Raw genomic sequence first — 22,562 nt, 5'->3', positions numbered from 1 at the left:
GAAACACTTTGAAAAAAGCGGTTGCACCCGGTTGCACCCTTTCGATCCCGCAGCTAATCTTGCCGCAGCTAAGCCACATGACCGTGGCTGTCATGAGGATAAGAAATGGCCACCACCACCCTCGGTGTCAAACTCGACGACCCCACCCGCGAGCGCTTGAAAGCGGCGGCGCATTCCATTGACCGGACGCCCCACTGGCTGATCAAGCAGGCGATCTTCAATTATCTGGAGAAGCTCGAGGGCGGTGCGACCCTGAATGAACTCAGTGGTCAGGGTGGCAAAGATGCCGATGATCAGGGTGACCTGCCCGCCGACAACGGCCATCAGGCATTTCTTGAATTCGCCGAGAGCATCCTTCCCCAGTCAGTCCTGCGTGCGGCGATCACCTCCGCCTACCGCCGTCCCGAGCCTGAAGTGGTGCCGATGCTCATCGAACAGGCGCGCCTCCCTGCGCCGATGGCCGATGCCACCCACAAGCTGGCGGCATCAATCGCTGAAAAGCTGCGCAATCAGAAGAGCGCTGGTGGCCGCGCCGGCATCGTTCAGGGCCTGCTGCAGGAATTCTCGCTGTCATCCCAGGAAGGCGTGGCGCTGATGTGCCTGGCCGAAGCCCTGCTGCGCATCCCCGACAAAGGTACCCGCGACGCATTGATCCGCGACAAGATCAGCACCGGCAACTGGCACCCGCATCTGGGCAACAGCCCGTCGCTGTTCGTCAATGCCGCCACATGGGGCCTGTTGCTGACCGGCAAACTGGTCAGCACCCACAACGAGGCCGGCCTGACCTCCTCGCTCAGCCGCATCATCGGCAAATCCGGTGAGCCGATGATCCGCAAAGGCGTGGACATGGCCATGCGCCTGATGGGCGAGCAGTTCGTCACTGGAGAAACCATCGCCGAAGCCCTGGCCAACGCCAGCAAGTTCGAAGCGAAAGGTTTCCGTTACTCCTACGACATGCTCGGCGAAGCGGCGCTGACCGAGCATGACGCGCAGAAATACCTGGCATCCTACGAGCAAGCCATCCACTCGATCGGCAAAGCGTCCCACGGCCGTGGCATCTATGAAGGCCCGGGCATCTCCATCAAGTTGTCCGCCTTGCACCCGCGTTACAGCCGGGCGCAATACGAGCGCGTGATGGACGAGTTGTACCCGCGTCTGCTGTCGCTGACCCTGCTGGCCAAGCAATACGACATCGGCCTGAACATCGACGCCGAAGAAGCCGATCGCCTGGAGCTGTCGCTGGATCTGCTCGAACGCCTGTGCTTCGAACCGCAACTGACCGGCTGGAACGGCATCGGTTTTGTGATTCAGGCGTATCAGAAGCGCTGCCCTTACGTGATCGACTACGTCATTGACCTGGCGCGCCGCAGTCGCCATCGCCTGATGATCCGTCTGGTGAAAGGCGCGTACTGGGACAGCGAAATCAAACGCGCTCAGGTCGAAGGCCTGGAAGGCTACCCGGTCTACACGCGCAAGGTTTACACCGACGTTTCCTACATCGCCTGCGCACGCAAACTGCTGTCGGTGCCGGAAGTCATCTACCCGCAGTTCGCGACCCACAACGCCCACACGTTGTCGGCCATTTACCACATCGCCGGTCAGAACTATTACCCCGGCCAGTACGAGTTCCAGTGCCTGCACGGCATGGGCGAGCCCTTGTATGAACAGGTCGTAGGCAAAGTCGCTGACGGCAAGCTGAACCGACCGTGCCGCGTGTACGCACCGGTCGGCACCCACGAAACGCTGCTGGCGTATCTGGTGCGTCGACTGCTGGAAAACGGCGCCAACACGTCCTTCGTCAACCGCATCGCCGATCAATCGATTTCAATACAGGAATTGGTGGCCGATCCAGTGTCCAGCATCGAGCGCATGGCCACCCAGGAAGGCGGATTCGGCCTGCCGCATCCACGCATTCCGTTGCCCCGCGACCTGTATGGCAGTGAGCGCGCCAACTCCGCCGGCATCGACATGGCCAACGAACATCGCCTCGCCTCGCTGTCTTCGGCCCTGCTCGCCACGGCGCACAACGACTGGAAGGCCGGCCCGATGCTGGGCAGCCCGGTCAGCGCTGGCACTGAAACGCCGGTCCTGAACCCGTCCGATCTGCGTGACGTGGTCGGTCACGTGCAGGAAGCGAGTCTGGAAGACGTCGATAACGCGCTGCTCAGCGCCCTCAGCGCCGGACCGATCTGGCAAGCAACACCGCCCGCCGAACGTGCCGCGATCCTCGAGCGTGCCGCCGACCTGATGGAAGCCGAGATTCAACCGTTGATGGGCCTGCTCGCTCGCGAAGCTGGCAAGACGTTCGCCAACGCCATCGCCGAAGTGCGCGAGGCGGTGGATTTCCTGCGTTACTACGCGGTACAGGCACGCAACGATTTCAGCAACGATGCTCACCGCCCTCTGGGGCCGGTGGTGTGCATCAGCCCGTGGAACTTCCCGCTGGCGATTTTCAGCGGTCAGGTCGCGGCAGCGCTGGCGGCCGGCAACCCGGTACTCGCCAAACCCGCCGAGCAGACACCGCTGATTGCCGCACAGGCTGTCCGCATTCTGCTCGAAGCCGGTATTCCCGAAGGCGTGGTGCAATTGCTGCCGGGCCGGGGTGAAACGGTCGGCGCGCGGCTGGTCGGCGATGATCGCGTCAAGGGCGTCATGTTCACCGGTTCCACCGAAGTTGCCCGTTTGCTGCAACGCAACGTCGCCGGCCGTCTCGATGCCCAGGGCCGGCCGATTCCGCTGATCGCTGAAACCGGCGGCCAGAACGCGATGATCGTCGACTCCTCGGCCCTGACCGAACAAGTGGTCATCGACGTGGTGTCTTCGGCGTTCGACAGCGCCGGCCAACGCTGCTCCGCGCTGCGTGTGCTGTGCTTGCAGGAAGATTCCGCAGATCGCGTCATCGAGATGCTCAAAGGTGCGATGGCCGAGAGCCGCCTCGGTAACCCGGAGCGCCTGTCGGTGGACATTGGCCCGGTGATCGATCAGGAAGCCAAGGCTGGTATCGAGAAACACATTCAGGCGATGCGCGACAAAGGCCGCAATGTGTATCAGGTCGCCATTGCCGACAGCGACGAGATCAAACGCGGCACTTACGTGATGCCGACGCTGATCGAGCTGGACAGCTTCGACGAGCTGCAACGGGAAATCTTCGGCCCGGTGCTGCACGTCGTTCGCTACAAGCGTCGGGAGCTGGATCAACTGATCGCACAGATCAACGCCTCCGGGTACGGCCTGACACTGGGCGTACACACACGCATCGACGAGACCATCGCCAAGGTCATCGACAACGTCAACGCCGGCAACATGTACGTCAACCGCAACATCGTTGGCGCCGTGGTGGGTGTGCAGCCGTTCGGTGGCGAAGGTTTGTCGGGCACCGGCCCGAAAGCCGGCGGCCCGCTCTACCTGTACCGTTTGCTGTCGACGCGTCCCGCCGATGCCGTGCAGAAATCCTTCGCCGCCCGCGATGCGCAACAGGCGCCGGACACCCGCATGCGAGAGGCAATGCTCAAGCCGCTGAATGCGCTCAAAGCCTGGGCAAGCAGCCAGCAACTCGGCGACCTGGAGGCTCTTTGCAGCGAGTTCGCCGAGCAATCCCAAAGCGGCGTGACCCGCACGCTCGCGGGGCCGACGGGTGAGCGCAACAGCTATAGCATCCTGCCGCGTGAGCACGTGCTGTGCCTGGCCGAAGACGAGACGGATCTGCTGGCGCAACTGGCCGCCGTGATGGCGGTGGGCAGTACAGCTATCGTGCCGGACATTGAGCCGGGCAAGTCGCTGCGCAATCGCCTGCCGAAGGACGTTCAGTCGCGCATCAAGCTGGTCGCCGACTGGAACAAGGATGAGGTCGCCATCGATGCGGTATTGCACCACGGTGATTCCGATCAACTGCGCGCCATCTGCGAACAGGTCGCTCAACGAGGCGGCGCTATTGTCGGCGTTCACGGCCTGTCCAAAGGCGAAACCAACATCGCGCTGGAGCGTCTGGTGATCGAGCGTGCGCTGAGCGTCAACACTGCGGCAGCGGGCGGTAACGCGAGCCTCATGACGATCGGGTAACGCAGCCCCATTGTAGGAGCGCGCTTGCCCGCGAATGCATTCGGTCAGACACCCCAGCAGTGTTTGACCTGACGCGTTCGCGGGCAAGCGCGCTCCTACACCGAATTCGGCGAGCCTGCCTTGATCGTTTGATACCTCCATCACCCGCATCAATCATCCTGTTCACCCCTCCCCCTCGGCCCTAGACTCGAAGGCATTCCCAAGAAAGGTATGCCGCCATGTCCGAGACGCTGCTCAGTTCCCGCAATCTGGCTTTCGAGCTGTATGAGGTGCTGGACGCCGAGGCGCTGACCCAACGCGAGCGTTTTGCCGAGCACAGCCGGGAAACCTTCGATGCGGCGATCAGCACAGCGCGCAGCATTGCAGAGAAATACTTCGCCCCCCACAACCGTAAAAACGACGAGAACGAGCCGCGCTATGAGAACGGCGCAGCGGTGCTGATCCCGGAAGTGAAACCCGCCGTGGATGCCTTTCTGGAAGCCGGTTTTCTCAACGCCGCCCGGGACTTCGAAGCGGGCGGCATGCAGCTGCCGACGTTACTGTCCCAGGCCTGCTTTGCCCATTTCCAGTCAGCAAACACCGCGACGTCGTCCTATCCGTTCCTGACCATGGGCGCGGCGAATCTCATTGAAAACTTCGGCACCGACGAGCAAAAGCGGCGCTTTCTGCAACCGATGATCGAGGGTCGTTTCTTCGGCACCATGGCCTTGACCGAACCCCACGCCGGCTCGTCGCTGTCGGACATTCGCACCCGCGCCGAGCCCGCCGAAGATGGCAGCTATCGCCTGCGCGGCAACAAGATTTTTATCTCGGGCGGCGATCACCCACTCTCCGAAAACATCGTCCATCTGGTCCTCGCCAAACTGCCCGACGCACCGGCGGGGGTGAAAGGCATTTCCCTGTTCATCGTCCCGAAGTTTCTGGTTAACGACGACGGCAGCCTCGGCGAGCGCAACGACGTCATTCTGGCCGGCCTGTTTCACAAGATGGGCTGGCGCGGCACCACGTCCACCGCGCTGAACTTCGGCGACAACGGCAACTGCGTCGGCTACCTCGTGGGCAAGCCCCATCAGGGCCTGAGCTGCATGTTCCAGATGATGGACGAGGCACGTATCGGTGTCGGCATGGGCGCAGTCATGCTGGGTTACGCCGGTTACCTCTACTCGCTGGAATACGCCCGCGAACGTCCGCAAGGCCGACTGCCTGACAGCAAATCACCGGACGGCTCGCCGGTGTCCATCATTCAGCACGCCGACGTCAAACGCATGCTGTTGACCCAAAAAGCTTACGTCGAAGGCTCGTTCGACCTGGGCCTTTACGCCGCTCGTCTGTTCGACGACACACAAACGGGCGAAAGCGAAGATGTGCGAAAACACGCCCACGAGCTGCTTGATCTGCTGACGCCCATCGTCAAATCCTGGCCCTCGGAGTTTTGCCTGAAGGCCAACGAACTGGCGATCCAGATTCTCGGCGGCCACGGCTACACCCGGGAGTACCCGGTGGAGCAGTACTACCGCGACAACCGCCTGAACCCGATTCATGAAGGCACCCACGGCATTCAGTCGCTGGATCTGCTGGGCCGGAAACTGGCCCAGAACGGTGGCGACGGGCTCAAGCAACTGATTCGCCTGATCGCTGACACCTGCGAGCGCGCGCAGGCACATGAATCGCTGACCGCTCTGCGACAGCCGCTGGAGCAACTGGTCGCCCGCCTGCAAGCGGTCACCCTCGGCCTGCTCACCGACCTGAGCCAAGGCAAGGTCAACGCGACACTGGCCAACTCCGCGCTGTACATGAAGGCCTTCGGGCACGCGGTGATTGGCTGGCGCTGGCTGGAACAGGCCATTCGTGCGCAGGAAGGTTTGAATCACGGGCGGGATGTCGACACCGACTTTTACAACGGCAAACTGCAAGCCGCACGGTTCTTCCTGACGTGGGAAGTGCCGGGCTGCCATCACGAACTGGCCATTCTCGAGCGGCGCGATGACGCGTGCCTCTCCATGCAGGAAGCCTGGTTTTAAGCGACTGAGCTCTGCGTAACTTACAAAGTTGGGCGCAGGAGATCGGGATCATCAGCAACGTAGCGCCTGGCTATCTGCTTGAGCTGTCGCTCGTCTGAAGAGGCAGCTGTTGCTGTGCTTGAAACCTGCATGGCGCGGATCGCTGCCTGCTGATGAACACCACACGTGATCAGATTTCCCCGCTTTATCTGCCCTGCATATTTATCGTTGCCATGGCGCCGTCACCCCCGCAAGTGGGCGCTGAACGGTTGACCAACCGTTGCGCAGCGGCCTCTTGATATGAGTCTATCTCGCGGCACCCAGTGCCCGGCCGTCAAGAATTACGCTTTGACAGCCATGCAATTCAACAGGTTAAATCCCTTGGCACGCGGACTGCATGGTCAGTTCGCGCCCTCGTCTGTTCGAATTCGTTTCTGGAGTACCGCCCTTGGATGCCACGACCATCAACAGCCTGTTCCTGATCGGCGCGTTGCTGGTGGGTGCAAGTATTCTGGTCAGCTCGCTGTCCTCCCGCCTTGGCATTCCCATTCTGGTGATCATCCTGGCGGTCGGCATGGTCGCCGGTGTCGATGGCGGCGGCATCATCTTCGATAATTACCCGACGGCCTATCTGGTCGGCAACCTCGCGCTGGCGGTCATCCTCCTCGACGGCGGCCTGCGCACACGGGTGGCGAGTTTCCGGGTCGCACTCTGGCCAGCCTTGTCGCTGGCGACAGTCGGGGTGCTGATCACCACGGGGCTGACTGGCATGGTCGCCGCCTGGCTATTCAACCTCAACATCATTCAGGGCCTGCTGATCGGCGCCATCGTCGGTTCCACAGACGCCGCTGCCGTCTTCTCGCTGCTGGGCGGCAAAGGCCTCAACGAACGGGTGACGGCCAGCCTTGAAATCGAATCCGGCAGCAACGACCCGATGGCGGTATTCCTCACGGTCACGTTGATCGACATGCTGTCCAGCGGCCAGACCGGCCTGCACTGGAGCCTGCTGGGCCACCTGATTCAGGAATTCGGCATCGGCGGCATCGTCGGGCTGGGCGGCGGCTGGATCATGCTGCAACTGGTCAACCGGATTAACCTCGCCAACGGCCTGTACCCGATTCTGGTGGTGGCCGGCGGTCTCGTCGTCTTCGCACTGACCAACGCCATTCACGGCAGCGGCTTTCTCGCGGTTTACCTGTGCGGCCTGGTACTGGGCAACAAGCCTATTCGCAGCCGCCACGGCATTCTGCACATGCTCGACGGCATGGCCTGGCTGGCGCAGATCGGCATGTTCCTTGTGCTCGGCCTGCTGGTCACGCCCCACGATTTGTTGCCGATCGCGCTGCCGGCCCTGGGCCTGGCGCTGTGGATGATTCTGGTGGCGCGGCCGCTGTCGGTGCTGGCCGGGCTGCTGCCTTTCCGGGTGTTCCACGGTCGCGAAAAAGCCTTTATCGCCTGGGTCGGTTTGCGTGGCGCGGTACCGATCATTCTGGCGGTGTTCCCGCTGATGGCCGGGCTGCCCCATGCCCAGCTGTACTTCAATCTCGCGTTCTTCATCGTGCTGGTGTCGCTGCTGGTTCAGGGCACGAGCCTGCCGTGGGTGGCGAAGTGGCTGAAAGTGACGGTGCCGCCTGATCCGGCGCCGATTTCCCGCGCAGCGCTGGAAGTGCATGTCACCAGTGAGTGGGAGCTGTTCGTGTATCGCCTTGGCGCCGAAAAGTGGTGCATCGGCGCCGCACTGCGCGAGTTGAAAATGCCGGAAGGCACGCGAATCGCAGCCCTCTTTCGTGGCCAGCAACTGCTCCACCCGTCGGGTAGTACGGTGCTGGAAGTCGGCGATCTGCTGTGCGTCATCGGCCATGAACACGACCTTCCTGCCCTCGGCAAGCTATTCAGTCAGGCGCCGCAACGTGGTCTGGATCTGCGCTTCTTCGGTGACTTCGTACTGGAAGGAGACGCTGAGCTGGGGGCTGTCGCGGCACTCTACGGTCTTAAACTCGACGGGCTGGATCCAGGCATGCCGCTGAGTCAGTTCATCATTCAGAAGAATCGCGGGGCGCCGATCGTGGGTGACCAGATCGAATGGAATGGAACTATTTGGACGGTTGCGGTTATGGACGGGAACAAGATCCTCAAAGTGGGCGTCAGATTCCCCGAAGGAAGCAGCCCGGGACCCGCGCTGTTCCTTTAAACTGCCCCCCATTTCTGCTCGCTCGACCCGGTGTCTATGTCCACGCTGCGTAACCTTTTTGCCTCGGCCCTGCTTGGGCTTTGCCTGTCGTCCGTACCGGCCCACGCCGCCGATACGCCTCCCCTGTCCAGCGAGGCCGTCCAGCGCAGCCTGGACAAGATCGCCGACCGCAAACTGACCGCTGACGATCAGAAAGCGCTGCAGCAGGTGCTGGAACAGACGCTGACGTTCCTGTCCAGCCAGAAGGACAACCAGCAGAAGCTGGAAGACCTGAAAAAGCAGCTCGCCGATGCACCTCGGGAGACCACCGAGAACCAGCGCGAGCTGACCAAGCTCAAGGCCAGTAAAGTCATTCCGGTCGCGCAGCGTTACGCCAATGTGGACGTACCGCAGCTTGAGCAAGTACTGAGTCAGCGCAGCGCCCAGCAGGCTGATCTGCAAAAAGCCCTCAATGACGCCAACAGCCTGACCATCAACGCGCAGACCCGGCCCGAACGCGCCCAGGCCGAGATCAGCAGCAGCCAGACGCGCATTCAGGCCATCAATGGCATCCTCAAGTCCGGCAAGGACGGTGGCAAAGCCATCAACGCCGACCAGCGCAACGCGTTGAACGCTGAACAGGCCTCATTGAACGCATTGATTGCACTGCGCCGTCAGGAGCTTGCCGGCAACAGCCAGTTGCAGGACCTGGGCGGCAGCCAGCGCGACCTGCTCACGGAAAAGGTCAACCGACAGGATCAGGAAATCCAGGACCTGCAAACGCTGATCAACGAGAAGCGTCGCGCCCAGTCCCAGGAAACCGTGACGCAGTTGTCCCTTGAAGCGCAGAAAGCCGGGGGCAGCAGTCTGCTGGCGACCGAAAGCGCCGCCAACCTCAAGCTCTCCGACTACCTGCTGCGTGGCACCGACCGCCTCAACGAGCTGACCCAGCAGAACCTCAAGACCAAGACCCAGCTGGATGCCATCACGCAAACCGATCAGGCGCTCGACGAGCAGATCAACGTATTGAGCGGCAGTCTGCTGCTGTCGAAAATCCTCTACAAACAGAAGCAATCCTTACCCAAACTCAAGCTCGACAGCGGTCTGGCCGACGAAATCGCCGACATCCGCCTGTACCAATTCGAGGTCAATCAGCAGCGCGAGCAGATGAGCAGCCCAAGCGCATACGTCGACACACTGCTGGCGACGCAGAAGCCGGAAGACGTCACGCCCGCGCTGCGCAAGACGCTGCTCGATCTGGCCACCACCCGCAGCGACCTTTTGGAGCGGCTGAACCGAGAGCTCAGCGCCCTGCTCAACGAATCCATCACCCTGCAGCTCAATCAGAAACAGCTGGTCAGCACGGCCAACAGCCTGCGGGCCACCCTCGATGAGCAGATGTTCTGGATTCCGAGCAACAAGCCGCTGGACCTGGAATGGTTCGAGCGCGTCCAGCCGCGACTCGTCAAACAGGTCACCACCCTGCCATGGACGTCCAGCGTCAGCGAACTCTACGACGGGCTGACCCAGCGCCCGCTGATCTTCCTGCCGCTGTTTCTGGTGATCGGCGCGCTGATGTGGAAACGCAAGGCGCTGTACGACAAGCTCAATCGACTGCACGCCGACATCGGCCACTTCAAGCGGGACAGGCAGTGGCAGACGCCGCTGGCGATTTTCATCAACGTGCTGCTGGCGATGCCGTTGTCGCTGACCTTGGCGGTGTGTGCGTTCGCGTTGCAGATCGACGCTCGCGGGCAGAACGTCAATCTGGGCTCGGCACTGCTGCAAGTGGCGCTGGCCTGGCTGGTGTTCTACACCGCCTACCGGATTCTTGCGCCGGGCGGCGTGGCGCAATTGCACTTCCGCTGGGAAAAACCGCAGGTGGAATTCCTGCGCGGCTGGATCCGCCGTCTGGGTCTTGTGGTGCTGGCGCTGGTGACGGTGGTTGCGGTAGCCGAGCACGAACCCTCGGCACTGGCCGACGATGTCATCGGCATCGCCGTGGTGCTGACCTGCTACGCCCTCATGACCTGGCTGCTCGCGCGCCTGCTGCTCACCAGCCCGACCCACCACAGTGCCTCGCTGTTTCGCCGCGCAGTGGGCCTGGCTTTCACCGCCCTGCCCGTCGCGCTGTTCGTCGCCGTGTGCTTTGGCTATTACTACACGGCGCTGAAGCTCAGTGATCGCCTGATCGACACACTGTATCTGCTCATGCTGTGGCTGGTGATCGAAGCCGCTTTCGTACGCGGGCTTAGCGTCGCCGCGCGCCGTCTGGCGTATCAACGTGCGCTGAGCAAACGTCAGGCCGCGAAAGAAGCCGGCGAAGGCGAGACGCTGATCGAGGAGCCGACGCTGGACATCGAACAGGTCAACCAGCAGTCGTTGCGCCTGATTCGTCTGGCCCTGATCGCCGGCTTCATCGGCGCGCTCTACTTCGTCTGGGCCGACCTGATTTCGGTGTTCTCGTACCTCGATAACATCACGCTGTACGAGTACACCAGCGGCACAGGCGCCAACATCAGCATGGTGCCGATCAGCCTGGGCGACCTTATCGGCGCGCTGGTGATCATCGGCATCACCTTTGTGCTGGCCGGCAACTTGCCGGGCCTGCTGGAAGTGCTGGTGCTGTCGAAGCTCAATCTCAAGCAAGGCAGCTCATACGCGACCACCACGTTGCTGTCGTACACCATCGCTGGCGTGGGCTTTGTTTCGACACTCTCGGCCCTCGGCGTGAGCTGGGACAAGCTGCAATGGCTGGTGGCGGCGCTATCGGTGGGCCTGGGTTTCGGCATGCAGGAGATCTTCGCCAACTTCATCTCCGGGATCATGATCCTGTTCGAGCGCCCGGTGCGGATCGGCGACACCATCACCATCGGCGCGCTGTCAGGTACGGTCAGCAAGATCCGCATTCGCGCGACCACCATCACCGACTTCGACCGCAAGGACATCATTGTCCCGAACAAGACGTTCATCACCGGGCAGCTGATCAACTGGTCGCTGACGGACACCATCACCCGCGTCACGCTCAAGCTGGGCGTGGATTACGGCTCGGATCTGGACCTGGTGCGCAACCTGCTGCTCAAGGCCGCCCGTGACAATCCGCGAGTCTTGAAAGAGCCCGAGCCGATCGTCTACTTCCTCAATTTTGGCGAAAGCACCCTCGATCACGAGCTGCGCATGCACGTACGTGACCTGGGCGACCGCAACCCGGTGCTCGACGAGATCAACCGGTTTATCAATAAGGAATTCAAGAAGCAGCACATCAATATCTCGTTCCGGCAGATGGAGGTTTACCTCAAAAACATGCAGGGACAGGAGTACAAGATGGTACCCGTTGAACCCGAGCAGAAAACCATCACACCGCCTGCTGCTGTGCCCCCTGCGCCAAAAGATGCACCGGAGCCGCCGGAAGTCAGGCTCGACTGACCCGGAAAATCCCAGCAGAATGGTCGGACATTCTGCTGGAGGCATCCCTTGAAAGCCCTCGACGAGCTGACCTTCGATAATCGTTTTGCCCGTCTGGGCGATGCGTTTTCCACCACCGTCCTGCCCGAGCCCATTGCCGACCCGCGGCTGGTGGTTGCCAGCGAGGCGGCACTCGCGCTGCTCGATCTGGACCTCGCTCAGGCACAAGACCCTCTGTTTGCTGAAATTTTCAGCGGCCACAAACTGTGGGCCGAGGCCGATCCGCGGGCGATGGTTTATTCGGGTCATCAATTCGGTTCGTACAACCCTCGCCTGGGTGATGGCCGCGGTTTACTGCTCGGCGAGGTCTACAACGACGCCGGCGAACACTGGGATCTGCACCTGAAGGGCGCCGGGCAGACGCCGTATTCGCGCATGGGCGATGGTCGCGCTGTCCTGCGCTCGTCGATCCGCGAGTTTCTGGCGTCAGAAGCCCTGCATGCCTTGGGTATACCGACCAGTCGCGCGGCCTGTGTGATCGGCTCCAGCACCCCGGTGTGGCGTGAAACCCAGGAGCGTGCGGCGATGGTGCTGCGATTGGCGCAAAGCCACGTGCGCTTCGGCAGCCTCGAGTATTTCTTCTACACCAAACAGCCGGAACAGCTGAAGCAACTGGCCGATCACGTATTGTCCCTGCACTACCCCGAGTGCCTGGAACAGCCCGAACCGCATCTGGCGATGTTTCGCGTGATCGTCGAGCGTCAGGCCGAGCTGATTGCGAAATGGCAGGCCTATGGCTTCTGTCATGGCGTGATGAACACCGACAACATGTCAATTCTCGGCATCACCTTCGACTTCGGTCCGTTCGCGTTTCTGGATGACTTCGACCAGCATTTCGTCTGCAACCATTCCGATCACGAAGGCCGCTACTCCTTCAGCAACCAGGTGCCGATTGGCCAGTGGAACCTCAGCGCGCTGGCCCAGGCGCTGACACCCTTCATCAGCGTCGAGGCATTGCGTGAGGCGCTGGGCCTGTTTTTGCCGCTGTATCAGGCGCATTACCTGGACCTGATGCGTCGGCGTCTAGGCCTGACAACGGCAGAAGAAGATGACGCTGATCTGATCGCACGCTTGCTCCAACTGATGCAGAACAGCGGCGTCGACTACACCTTGTTTTTCCGCCATCTGGGGGAAGAATCAGCCGAAGTCGCGGCAGGAAAGTTGCGCGACGACTTCGTCGACATGCTTGGCTTCGACGCTTGGGCCGAAGCCTACCAAGCCCGCATCGCCCGCGAACCCGAGTCCAGCCAAGAGGATCGTCGTGCGCGCATGCACGCGGTCAATCCGCTGTACATCCTGCGCAACTACCTGGCCCAACGCGCCATCGAAGCCGCCGAACAAGGCGACGACAGCGAAGTCCGCCGTTTGCATCAGGTGCTGTGCAACCCGTTCGAGGAGCAGCCCGGAATGGAGAGTTATGCACAGCGGCCGCCGGATTGGGGCAAACATCTGGAGATCAGTTGTTCGTCGTGAGTGCGAATGAGTCAAGGTCAGATAAAGACCTCTACCGGCACGCCGAAACGTTCCGAAATCTTGCGGATCTGCTTGAGGCTCAACTGACGCTCGCCTGAGAGTATTTCGGAAATGACGGACTGCGTCCCCACTTCAGGCAAGTCGCCTTGGCCAAGGTCGTGCTCGTGCATCAGGTAACGCAGTGTCTCCGCGCCTGAGGCCATAGGCATGGGCCGATGCTCATGGTCATAGGCTTCAATCATTTCGCTGACCAAAATGGCGAGACGATTCAGAGGGTGCTGCTCATCCTCCCCGATGATCTCCAAAAGTTCGTCGAGCCCGCTGACAAGCAGATCATATTCAGCTTCCGTTTCAGGCCGAGTCAGTAATGGCGCCAAATGATGCCAGTGCTCCGCAGCCTGCTTAATGAGCGCGCTCATTGCTCATCCCTCCATTTACCTTTGTCGTATTCACGATGGTCGAACACATGCTTTATGTACAGCCTCTGTGCTGAGTAGTTAACCGACGCAATCAACCGGATCTTGTTCCCGCCGATATCAAAAACATGAAATTTCCCCACTTTATCTGTCGAAGGCAGCATCGCTCTCATCGCACTAAAGTCGTTCAGCCTGGATGCTTTGATTAAGCGGTACCAAGCGTCAAGAGCCGTTGCCGATTGTGGCCATTTCTTCTTTGCCTCCCAGATTCGCTTTTCAGTGATGACGTGCATTTCCCTACCGTTGTGCGTGCAATATCAAGCTTAGCCACCCATACGGCCATCACACACTGCGATGGCCGAAGCATTCTTTTATCCCGCTGCCTTCTCATCCCTGGACGTAGCACCCGCTTGCTCAACTCGCGCATCCGCATTCACAGCCGCTGGCTTTTCAACCCCCTGCGCAGCCGCCGTAGCTGGCTCAGGTGAAGTACGAGGCGCGAACTTCTTCGTGTAGGCGATGTTTTTTGGGTCAGCTTTCTTGTCTTTGCTGGTGTCGACGATGCCGGCGAGGATGTCGTAGAGGGTCAGCTTGCGGTCTGGCGCCTGGCGTCCGAAAGCGCCCGGTAAACCGGGCAGCGTGAGGTCGCTTTTGATCCGCGCTTCCACGATCGCTTCTGCTCCTTTGGGATAGCTCACAGCCTTTTCAATCGCAGGCAGCGACTTGAGGTAGCTCAGGGCGTTGTTGCAAAACCGGGAGGCCTTGCCCGTCCGAGCTTGCTCGATCACCCCCTCGTTTATCGCAACCTTGCGCCAGCTCTCGTCCATCTTCTGCACGCCCTGCCAAGCCGCGCGCCGCTCGTTGAGCGTGAAGCTTGCGCTGTCGTCAAAGGCAATCAGGTTCAGTTGTTCACGGGAAAGGTTCTCGAACGGGCTTTTGGCGTTCTTGTCACCGGCCAGTGTTCGGGTCACGAACGCGCTGGCTTCGCGCGCCCGGTCCAGCAATTCGGGGTCATTTGTCTTGGGCACTTCCATGGCCCGGGTGCCGCTGTTGACTGTGCGGCCTTCGATCAAAAACTCATTGATGCGATTACGCCCGTATTGCCCCAGCTCGGCGTGGGTCATCCCTGCGTCCCTCTTCTGGGCTCGTGCTGCGCTCTCGTTCAGTTGTGCCGCCAGTGTCGAAAACGTCGCTTTGTCGGCAGTCGCCGGTGCGGCCTCGTCGACAGCTTTTGGATCGCTGGTCGCGACAGTGCCGAGGGCTTGCGTTTTGTTCGAGACAACCGCTGCAACCGCGGCCTGGATCTGGCTGATCATGGGCGACTCCCTGGCTATGAGATGGCGGGAGCCAACACGCATCGTCGTCAGTCAGCCCCTCGCATCGACACTAGCGACAGGCAGGCAGGGCGAACAGTTGGGCAAACGGGGGGTGCTTTCGGAGAGTCAGCGTTTGGGAATTTGGCGTAACGCGCGGAGTTGGCGGCTGGGACGATGGATTAAAAAGGAATCCGTTGCGTCTTCAGGCTTGAGTTTTTTACCCGTAGGCGCTTAGACGAGCGTCTAAATTTGAGACAGATCACACCTCAGCTCGCCGCAATCAGTCTTGTAAGTCGATGACACTCAGCACTTTCGAGACAATGTCGTTAGTCGTGATCTTGTCCAGACTTTCGATGAGCCTTGCGGACCCCGTTTGCACTCGGCTCTCTATGTCAAAGCTGCGCACCTGATTACACACCGCGACGCCATTTGTTTCGTGACCGCCGATGACGACTGCCAACCCTGACTCTCGCGCATGCACGCCAGCACTAGTTACCGGAACGGTCATACACAAACCCAACTGATTTATACGTTGGGAGGTGATAATGATGAACCGGTGCCGCCCTTTCATTTCACGACCTGAAACCGGATTTGGATCTATCCAGTACACGTCGCCTTGACGAGGTGCCTTGCGACGAACCATCAGGTTATTTCCCGTCCTACCGAATCACCCTCTCTGGCCCATGCCGTTTCGCTGTTGAGTTCAGCCACATGCTCCGCGCCTTTGAGCAGCTCGGTGGCCGTATATCGTCTGCGTGCAATGTGCGTGAGAGGCTTTGCGACCAAGCCTCCTGCCTCCACGCTCAGCTCGACTTGGGATCCGATATCCAGGTCAAGCAGCTTGAGGAACGCGGGCGGAATGGTCATGACTGCTGCGCCACCGTGGCGCCGGATTGTAGAGTTCATCGTCATCTTATTTCTCTTTCGGTTCATAACAGGGCCTCACCAGAAGTGCTACGAACGTAGCACTCGCTACATCTCGATGCGAGCGATGGAGGCAGGGGCGAAGCATACTCAGGAGCCGATTCGTCACCAATGAGAAGCCACGACCAAGGTCGTAGGAATTCGCTGAATCCCCCGTCGCCTTAACCAATCCATATAAAACATAGCTACCGCGATAGAGTGGAGCCCTGTAAAGCTTGATAACTCACCCCGCCAGCTCCACCTAGTAGTCATCAATCCTACTCAGGCCTCTGTCATGTCCGATTCCCTGCTGATCCCCTGCCCGCACTGCAACGGGCTCAATCGCATCCCTGCCGGGCGGCTGTCCGACCAGCCGAAATGCGGGCGCTGCAAGCAGCCGGTTTTGCTGAGCAAGCCGTTCAACCTGACGCAGGGCGATTACGCCAGCCAGATCAAGGGCGATCTGCCGTTGCTGGTGGACGTCTGGGCAGAGTGGTGCGGGCCGTGCAAATCCTTCGCACCGACGTTCGAGCAAGCGGCCACTCAGCTGAGCGGGCGGGTTAGGCTGGCGAAGCTGGACAGTGAGGCCAATCAGCAGCTTTCCGCACAGTTGGGAATTCGCTCGATCCCGAGCCTGATCCTGTTCAAGGACGGCCGTGAAATCACTCGGCAAAGTGGCGCAATGCCGTTGCAACAGCTGATGGCCTGGCTGAGCAGTCAGGGAATCTGAAAGGCGTTTCTTCAGCGATTGAAGCGCGTGGCAGCCAGCGCTGTAGGCATGTTCTGAAAACACTCTTTTGCCCCGAATTCGTCGAACTCTGGGTCTAGGCTTCGCCACTCCTATCGGTACCCTGGAGTGGTTAGCAATGACATACGTGGTCAGAGAGGGCGATTCAACGACAACCGGCGGCATGGTTTTGAGTGCTACAGGCTTGCACACTTGGGAGGACCGGCGCCTGGCGCGCATGGGTGATCCGGTCTGGTGCGAGCGGTGCGCTCAGATCGGCTTCATTGCCCAAGGCAATCCGACCTTCATCGACGAACTCGTGGCCGTGGCAACGCACGGCCAGACAGTGCGCTGCGGCTGCGCGGAAGGCACCCATCGTTTGATCGCCAGCCAGACCGAGCTTCAAGCGGACATGGACGCGACCATCGACATTCCCAAGGACATGGCTGAAAAGGCGCGCAAGCGAGCCAAACACATGACCCGAGCCCGACGGGAAAGCCACGCGCCGCTCGCTTAGCCGTCAGCGATTACCCGCACCCGTTTCCAGCAAGTGATGCAGTTCGACAAATTGCTGAGTCAGCTTATGCCGCGGCTCCAGATGGATCAGCGGCATATTGGCTTGATGAGATTCACGCATCTTGATCGAACTGGTGAGGTAGACGGGCAACACCGGCAGCCCTTCAGCGATGAGTTCATCAAGGATCTGCTGGGGCAGGCTCGCCCGCGCCTGGAACTGGTTGACGATAATGCCTTCCACCTCCAGATCCTCGTTGTGATCTTCCTTGAGCTCTTCGATTTCCTTGAGCAGCCCGTAGAGCGCCTGGCGGGAGAAACTGTCGCAGTCAAACGGAATCAGCACACGATCCGCCGCGATCAACGCCGACACTGCGTAGAAATTCAGCGCCGGGGGCGTGTCCAGATAGATGCGCTCGTAATCTTCGCTCAGCTCATCCAGCAGTTTGCGGAGCTTGTTGATCTTGTGCTTGGCTTCCAGCTTGGGCTGCAGATCGGCCAGCTCTGCCGTGGCGGTCACGACATGAAGGTTGTCGAAGGGCGTCTCGTAGATGTCGACCTGATTCTTTTTGGCGCCAGGCCCAGACGACAAGGTCTGCTTGAAGAAATCGGCGATGCCCATGGGAATCTCCTCACCGGTCAGGCCGGTGAGGTACTGCGTCGAGTTGGCCTGGGCGTCCAGATCGATCAACAGCGTCCGATAACCTTCATGAGCACTGACAGCCGCCAGATTGCAGGCGATGCTGGACTTGCCAACGCCGCCCTTCTGATTGAACACCACACGCCGCATGTAAGACTCCCTGTTGCTGTCTAGCCGTGAAGGATCGCCTGCGACCCGATGAATGGTCTCGAGTCTAGGCAATCGCGAAGAGTAGGGCGAGCCTCTTGGAAAAATCTGACTGTAGGATGAGGACCACGTCGTCGAAAGACCGGTCGCGCCTACAGCACAGTGACAGAGGCTGCTGCTGCACCCGTAAGAATGATCGTCAGTAAACACACTATTTGTTTCAACGTTTGCCTCAGTGCGCCGGCATCGAGATAATGCCCGTCACTCGGTGATGGCGCCGCGCCATAGCCGGTGTCATTTCGGCGACTCGAAGCCCGGGAATAAACATTGTCGGCACACCTGGAAGGTAAAGCTTCATGATTCGCGCTTTCTTGCTGTTATGCGTGCTGTTGGTGAGTGGCTGCGCCAGCCATGCGCCGCTGCCTGCGCAAATACCTCACATCAAATTTCCCGTGCAGTTGCACGTCCAGCGCGAGCAAGCCGGTCAGCGCGAAGAGTGGCTGATGACGATCCAGAAGGAGCGCCACGGCCTGCGCTTCTCGTTGATGGACACCCTCGGTACTCCGGTAGCGCGGCAGCAGCTTCGCGAAGAGCGCTGGAAGGCAGACAGCCAGCTGCCGCCCAACCACGAGGCGAGGGAGCTGTTCGCCGCCGTGCTGTTCGCCCTGACGTCCCTGGAAGAAGTGCGCTTTGACTATCCTGGCGTGCAGCTGCGTCCCTACGGTCGCAGCCTGGACGATCGCTGGTTCGTCGATTACGCCTCCGAAGGTATCTTCCGTATCAGCATGGAAAGCGGCGAACTGAAATACGTGGTCGGTCCACTCCAGGGCAAGGCGAGCAAATGACGGGGTAGCTCAGCTACCTTGGCATTGCGCTGCACATTGGGCTCCGTGCAACCACCCCCGCATTTTTGCGCTGTGGCTCTGCGTTATCCCGCCTTGCGCGTCACCAGCTCGACAAACGCCTTGGCCATGGGCGACTTCTGGTCCTTACGTTGCACCAGCCACACCGCTGACGTCGCCTGGGCATCCAGCAGCGTCCGGTACACCACCCCATCGATGCGCATGCGTTGGTAAGACGCCGGCAGCACCGTCACGCCCAGTCCCGCCGCCACCAGACCAATGATTGTCATCGCCTCGCCCGCCTCCTGGGTAAACAACGGGCTGAATCCTGCTTCCCGAGCCAGATCCAGCAACTGCGCGTAAAGCCCGCTGCCATAACTGCGCGGAAAGAACACGAACGGCTCACTGGCCAGTTCCCGCAGATGAATGCCGCGTTCCGAGCCCTCGGCCAGTGGATGGTCCGAGCGCAGAATCGCCACCAACGGTTCGTGCAGCAGTTCCACGGCCACCAGTGAATCCGGCAACGGCAGGGGCCTCATGATGCCCACTTGCATTGACTCGTTCTCCAGCCGCTCGGCCACTTCCCGGCTGCTCATTTCCTGAAGTGCCAGATGCACCGCCGGATAACGCTGGCGAAACGCGAAGATGGCCTGGGGGATGCTTGAGGTGAACGGCGCGGATGCCGTAAAGCCGATCTTCAGCTCGCCCAGTTCGCCCAACTGTGCGCGCCGCGCCACGTCAGAAGCCTTCTCGACCTGCGCCAGCACCAGGCGCGCTTCGTCGAGGAACAACCGGCCCGCTTCGCTGAGTTCCACCCGTCGATTGGTGCGTTCAAACAAACGCGCGCCGAGTTCCTGCTCCAGGGCCTGAATCTGCTGGCTCAACGGCGGTTGCGAGATGCCGAGCGCCTGAGCGGCCCGACCAAAATGCAGCTCTTCAGCGACAGCGATGAAGTAACGCAGGTGTCGTAATTCCACGGTCATTCCATTAGGTCGTCAAACCTATCAAACAGGTCGAACAATATATTGGAAGCAATCGTTAGGCGGCTATATTCTTTTGCCACTGCTCCCCGCTCTCCCGTCTGAGGTCACCCGTGAATACTGCTGCATCTCCTTCTGCGTCCGCCGCGTTCACCACTGCGGCCATTCCGTTGGGCGACACGTACATCGAGAAGGACACGCCCGCATTCATTCGTACCGTACTGGCGCTGTTCTCTGGCGGTTTCGCGACGTTTGCGCTGCTGTACTGCGTGCAACCGATGATGCCGGTGCTGTCGCGGGACTTCTCCATCAACGCCGCCCAGAGCAGCATGATTCTGTCGGTGTCCACCGCGATGCTGGCGATCGGATTGCTCATCACCGGCCCCATTTCCGACCGCCTCGGGCGCAAGTCGGTCATGGTGTTCTCGCTGTTCTCTGCCGCCCTCTTCACCATCGCCAGCGCATTGATGCCGACCTGGGAGGGCGTGCTCATCACGCGGGCGTTCGTAGGGTTGTCGTTGAGCGGACTCGCCGCCGTCGCCATGACCTACCTCAGCGAAGAAATCCACCCGCAGCACATCGGCTTGGCAATGGGCCTGTACATCGGCGGTAACGCCATCGGCGGCATGAGCGGCCGGGTGATCACCGGGGTCTTGAGCGATTACGTCAGCTGGCACACAGCGCTGTTGATCATGGGCATCATCGCGCTGGGCGCGGCCGGCGTGTTCTGGAAGATCCTGCCGCCGTCGCGCAATTTCCGCGCACGACCGCTCAATGGCCGCAGCCTGCTGGAAGGCTTTGTCCTGCAGTTCCGTGATGCCGGGCTGCCGTGGCTGTTTCTGGAAGGCTTCCTGCTGATGGGCGCGTTCGTAACGCTGTTCAACTACATCGGCTACCGCTTGCTGGCCGACCCGTACAACTTGAGCCAGGCCGTGGTCGGCTTGTTCTCGGTGGTGTACCTGTCCGGCATCTACAGCTCGGCGAAGATCGGCGCGCTGGCCGACCAACTGGGCCGACGCAACGTGTTGTGGGCCGTAATCGTGCTGATGCTCGTCGGCGTGGCGCTAACCATGTTCACCCCGCTGGTGGTGGTGATCGTTGGCGTGCTGATGTTCACCTTCGGCTTCTTCGGCGCCCACTCCGTCGCCAGCAGCTGGATCGGCCGCCGCGCCATCAAAGCCAAAGGCCAGGCCTCGTCGCTTTACTTGTTCAGCTATTACGTGGGCTCCAGCGTTGCCGGCACCGGCGGCGGCGTGTTCTGGCACTACGCCGGCTGGAACGGCATAGGCGCCTTCATCGGTACCCTCCTGCTGATTGCCCTCGCCGTGGCGCTGAAACTGGCGAAAGTCAAACCGCTGGCGGTGAATGTGCAGGTCTGAGCCAACAGCCGCACATGCAAATTGTAGGAGCGCGCTTGCCCGCGATCGGGCGGGAACCGGCCGCAGACCTTAGAGCACCGACTTGCCGGTCCACCACAGAGGTGCAGCCACTGCCGCTTCGCGCCAGATCGCGGGCAAGCGCGCTCCTACGCCTTCGGCAGACGCGATCCTGCGCCCAACGCTCAGCATCGATAGATCTGTGCGCTTTGCGGGTATGAACCCCACATGAAAACGCCCGACATTAGCCGGGCGTTTTCGTATCTGCGAACCGCTTACTGGTGATATTTCGCCGACATTTCGTGCACCGCTTCGATGAAGGCGCCGGCGTTGGCCGGGTCGACTTCGGGGGTAATGCCGTGGCCGAGGTTGAAGACGTGGCCGGTGCCGCTGCCGTAGCTGGCGAGGATGTTCGAGACTTCCTGGCGGATGGCGTTTGGATTTGCGTAGAGCACGGTCGGGTCCATGTTGCCTTGCAGCGCGACTTTACTGCCGACGCGACGGCGGGCTTCGCCGATGTCGCAGGTCCAGTCCAGGCCCAGTGCGTCGGCGCCGGCGTCGGCGATGCTTTCCAGCCACATGCCGCCGCCTTTGGTGAACAGAATGACCGGCACTTTGCGCCCGTCGTGCTCACGGATCAGGCCGTTGACGATCTTGCGCATGTAGGCCAGTGAGAACTCCTGGTACGCCGCGGCCGAGAGGCTGCCGCCCCAGCTGTCGAAGATCTGCACCGCTTGGGCGCCCGCGAGAATCTGGCCGTTCAGGTACGCCGTGACCGATTGCGCGAGCTTGTCGAGCAGCAAGTGCATGGCCTGCGGGTTGTCATAGAGCATGGCCTTGGATTTGCGGAAGTCCTTGGACGAGCCGCCTTCAACCATATAAGTCGCCAGAGTCCACGGGCTGCCGGCGAAGCCGATCAGCGGCACGCGACCGTTGAGCTCGCGGCGGATGGTGCTGACCGCATCCATGACGTAGCCGAGGTCTTTCTGCGCATCAGGGATCGGCAACGCTTCGATGTCAGCCAGGGTGGTGACGGTTTTGCGGAAGCGCGGGCCTTCGCCGGTTTCGAAGTACAGGCCCAAACCCATGGCGTCGGGAACGGTGAGGATGTCGGAGAACAGAATGGCGGCGTCGAGCGGATAGCGCTCAAGGGGCTGCAGGGTGACTTCGCAGGCAAACGCCGGATTCATGCACAGGCTCATGAAGTCTCCGGCCTTGGCGCGACTGGCGCGGTACTCCGGGAGATAGCGGCCGGCCTGTCGCATCATCCATACAGGCGTGACGTCAACAGGCTGCTTGAGCAGGGCGCGAAGGAAACGGTCGTTCTTCAGGGCAGTCATGTCGGCATCCGGAAAAAAAGTGCGGGCATTTTCTCAGACACCAACATAAAAGGCACGGTCGGTGCCGTGCCTTTTATTTATCGGGGCGATTTGTCGCATCAATGCGCGACTTAGGTTCTGTAGGAGCCGGCTTGCTGGCGAACCCAACTAACGCGGTGCATCTGGCGAACCGCGTCGGCCTTATTCGCCAGCAAG

17 protein-coding genes are annotated in these 22,562 nt (G+C 60.8%); 9 read left to right on the top strand and 8 right to left on the bottom strand.

Annotation, left to right across the window (positions count from 1 at the left end; translation table 11 throughout):
• Positions 1-105 precede the first annotated feature (105 nt).
• The 5 genes from putA (at position 106) to selO (ending at position 13,167) form a co-directional block, all read left to right on the top strand.
• A complete protein-coding gene (gene putA, locus ACQKEN_RS02080; RefSeq protein ID WP_427683306.1) occupies positions 106-4,059 on the top strand; it encodes a trifunctional transcriptional regulator/proline dehydrogenase/L-glutamate gamma-semialdehyde dehydrogenase in 3,954 nt (1,317 codons plus the stop codon).
• A gap of 218 nt (positions 4,060-4,277) precedes the next feature.
• Positions 4,278-6,080, top strand: a complete 1,803-nt coding sequence (locus ACQKEN_RS02075) for an acyl-CoA dehydrogenase (RefSeq protein WP_427683304.1) — start codon at positions 4,278-4,280, stop codon at positions 6,078-6,080.
• A gap of 427 nt (positions 6,081-6,507) precedes the next feature.
• Positions 6,508-8,250, top strand: coding sequence for a potassium/proton antiporter (locus ACQKEN_RS02070; protein WP_427683302.1), 1,743 nt, complete (start codon positions 6,508-6,510; stop codon positions 8,248-8,250).
• 36 nt (positions 8,251-8,286) lie between these two features.
• Positions 8,287-11,655: a mechanosensitive channel MscK gene (gene mscK / locus ACQKEN_RS02065; RefSeq protein WP_427683300.1), complete on the top strand. Its 3,369-nt coding sequence runs from the start codon at positions 8,287-8,289 to the stop codon at positions 11,653-11,655.
• A 48-nt stretch (positions 11,656-11,703) separates the two neighbouring features.
• Positions 11,704-13,167 (top strand): protein adenylyltransferase SelO, encoded by a 1,464-nt coding sequence (gene selO, locus ACQKEN_RS02060; RefSeq protein WP_427683298.1) that lies wholly within the window; start codon positions 11,704-11,706, stop codon positions 13,165-13,167.
• Positions 13,168-13,184: 17 nt separating this feature from the next.
• On the opposite strand, the gene ACQKEN_RS02055 is transcribed toward selO, so the two are convergent.
• The 5 genes from ACQKEN_RS02055 to ACQKEN_RS02035 form a co-directional block, all read right to left on the bottom strand.
• Entirely contained in the window at positions 13,185-13,586 is a 402-nt protein-coding gene (locus ACQKEN_RS02055) for a helix-turn-helix domain-containing protein (RefSeq protein ID WP_427683296.1), read from the bottom strand.
• On the bottom strand, positions 13,583-13,876 hold the full coding sequence (locus tag ACQKEN_RS02050) for a type II toxin-antitoxin system HigB family toxin (protein WP_427683294.1): 294 nt from the start codon (positions 13,874-13,876) through the stop codon (positions 13,583-13,585). The genes ACQKEN_RS02055 and ACQKEN_RS02050 overlap by 4 nt, the downstream gene beginning before the upstream one ends.
• 78 nt (positions 13,877-13,954) lie before the next feature.
• Entirely contained in the window at positions 13,955-14,899 is a 945-nt protein-coding gene (locus tag ACQKEN_RS02045) for a hypothetical protein (protein ID WP_427683293.1), read from the bottom strand.
• A 280-nt stretch (positions 14,900-15,179) separates the two neighbouring features.
• Positions 15,180-15,542, bottom strand: a complete 363-nt coding sequence (locus ACQKEN_RS02040; protein WP_427683291.1) for a type II toxin-antitoxin system PemK/MazF family toxin — start codon at positions 15,540-15,542, stop codon at positions 15,180-15,182.
• Positions 15,542-15,811, bottom strand: coding sequence for an AbrB/MazE/SpoVT family DNA-binding domain-containing protein (locus tag ACQKEN_RS02035; protein WP_427683289.1), 270 nt, complete (start codon positions 15,809-15,811; stop codon positions 15,542-15,544). Before ACQKEN_RS02035 ends, ACQKEN_RS02040 begins: the two co-directional genes overlap by 1 nt.
• 286 nt (positions 15,812-16,097) lie before the next feature.
• Between ACQKEN_RS02035 and trxC the strand changes: the two genes are divergently transcribed.
• Together trxC and ACQKEN_RS02025 are read left to right on the top strand one after the other, a co-directional pair.
• On the top strand, positions 16,098-16,532 hold the full coding sequence (gene trxC / locus ACQKEN_RS02030; RefSeq protein WP_427683287.1) for a thioredoxin TrxC: 435 nt from the start codon (positions 16,098-16,100) through the stop codon (positions 16,530-16,532).
• Positions 16,533-16,668: 136 nt separating this feature from the next.
• Positions 16,669-17,046, top strand: a complete 378-nt coding sequence (locus ACQKEN_RS02025) for a PAAR domain-containing protein (protein WP_427683285.1) — start codon at positions 16,669-16,671, stop codon at positions 17,044-17,046.
• 3 nt (positions 17,047-17,049) lie between these two features.
• Here ACQKEN_RS02025 and ACQKEN_RS02020 read toward each other — a convergent pair whose 3' ends face one another.
• Positions 17,050-17,832: a ParA family protein gene (locus ACQKEN_RS02020; RefSeq protein WP_427683283.1), complete on the bottom strand. Its 783-nt coding sequence runs from the start codon at positions 17,830-17,832 to the stop codon at positions 17,050-17,052.
• 353 nt (positions 17,833-18,185) lie between these two features.
• Between ACQKEN_RS02020 and ACQKEN_RS02015 the strand changes: the two genes are divergently transcribed.
• The gene (locus ACQKEN_RS02015) at positions 18,186-18,674 is read left to right on the top strand and encodes a DUF3261 domain-containing protein (protein ID WP_427683281.1); all 489 of its coding nucleotides are present in this window, start codon (positions 18,186-18,188) and stop codon (positions 18,672-18,674) included.
• A gap of 83 nt (positions 18,675-18,757) precedes the next feature.
• On the opposite strand, the gene ACQKEN_RS02010 is transcribed toward ACQKEN_RS02015, so the two are convergent.
• Positions 18,758-19,648, bottom strand: a complete 891-nt coding sequence (locus ACQKEN_RS02010) for a LysR family transcriptional regulator (protein ID WP_122625545.1) — start codon at positions 19,646-19,648, stop codon at positions 18,758-18,760.
• A gap of 116 nt (positions 19,649-19,764) precedes the next feature.
• Here ACQKEN_RS02010 and ACQKEN_RS02005 point away from each other — a divergent pair, with 116 nt between their 5' ends.
• Positions 19,765-21,030 (top strand): MFS transporter, encoded by a 1,266-nt coding sequence (locus tag ACQKEN_RS02005; RefSeq protein WP_427683279.1) that lies wholly within the window; start codon positions 19,765-19,767, stop codon positions 21,028-21,030.
• A 272-nt stretch (positions 21,031-21,302) separates the two neighbouring features.
• Here ACQKEN_RS02005 and hemE read toward each other — a convergent pair whose 3' ends face one another.
• The gene (gene hemE / locus ACQKEN_RS02000; protein ID WP_427683277.1) at positions 21,303-22,367 is read right to left on the bottom strand and encodes a uroporphyrinogen decarboxylase; all 1,065 of its coding nucleotides are present in this window, start codon (positions 22,365-22,367) and stop codon (positions 21,303-21,305) included.
• Positions 22,368-22,562 lie beyond the last annotated feature (195 nt).

It is taken from the genome of Pseudomonas sp. NPDC078416 (assembly GCF_050268485.1).
Taxonomy (GTDB): domain Bacteria; phylum Pseudomonadota; class Gammaproteobacteria; order Pseudomonadales; family Pseudomonadaceae; genus Aquipseudomonas.
The sequence above is the reverse complement of the archived record's forward strand: the minus strand, read 5'-3'. Positions and strand labels throughout refer to the sequence as shown.